This is a genomic window from Tepidiphilus sp. HLB4, assembly GCF_054823945.1.
This window is the reverse complement of sequence record NZ_JSYB01000054.1, coordinates 1-331: the sequence shown is the minus strand read 5'-3', so window position 1 is coordinate 331 and position 331 is coordinate 1. Positions and strand designations below refer to the sequence as shown.

Below are 331 nucleotides of genomic sequence, written 5' to 3'. Positions count from 1 at the left end.
GCCAGCCGTTGAAGGTTGATCGCCGCGTTGAGGTCACGGTCGTGGTGCGTGCCGCATTCCGGGCACGTCCATTCCCGCTCTCCCAGCGTGAGCGTTTCGTGTTTCCAGCCGCAGACGGAACAGAGGCGACTGCTGGGATACCAGCGCTCGGCAAACACCAGGCGGGTGCCGTAGCGCTGCGCCTTGTATTCCATCTGCGAGCGGATGAGGCCAAAGCCCACGTCGGAGATCGCTCGCGCAAGCTTCTCGTTGGCGAGCATCCCTGAGACGTTCAGGTCTTCGAGCGCCACCGCTTGGTTTTCGCGGCAGAGCCGGGTCGTGAGCTTGTGGG

General features: G+C 64.0%; 1 protein-coding gene. It reads right to left on the bottom strand.

What is annotated here, in order from left to right; translation table 11 throughout:
• The coding region (locus OA56_RS08810) for an RNA-guided endonuclease TnpB family protein (protein ID WP_461584735.1) at positions 1–331 on the bottom strand (331 nt) is incomplete at both ends.